Source organism: Salifodinibacter halophilus, assembly GCA_012999515.1.
GTDB lineage: Bacteria > Pseudomonadota > Gammaproteobacteria > Nevskiales > Salinisphaeraceae > Salifodinibacter > Salifodinibacter halophilus.
The window spans coordinates 1-237 of the sequence record JABEEB010000718.1 but is presented as its reverse complement, the minus strand read 5'-3'; the positions used below and the strand labels follow the sequence as shown (position 1 = coordinate 237).

Genomic DNA, 237 nt, shown 5'->3' with positions numbered 1-237 from the left:
CTGGCGGGCCAGCACCGCCTGCCCGCGCGGCGACAGCAGATAGTCCAGGAACCGCCCGGCCTCGACCGCGTTGGCGGCCTCGCGCGGGATCAGCGCGGTGCGCAGCAGCACCAGGGTGTAGTCCTCGGGCAGGACGATGCCGAGTGGGGCGCCGGCGTCGATCCGGGCCTGGGCGTAGGAGCCCAGCACGTTGTAGGCCAAGGCCAGCTGGCCGCGGGCGACCCGGTCCAGCAGCGG

Annotated in this window: 1 protein-coding gene; it reads right to left on the bottom strand. The window is 75.1% G+C overall.

Annotated features, from left to right (window positions below; translation table 11 throughout):
• Positions 1 to 237: solute-binding protein (locus HKX41_13435; GenBank protein ID NNC25137.1), on the bottom strand; the 237-nt coding region annotated here is incomplete at both ends.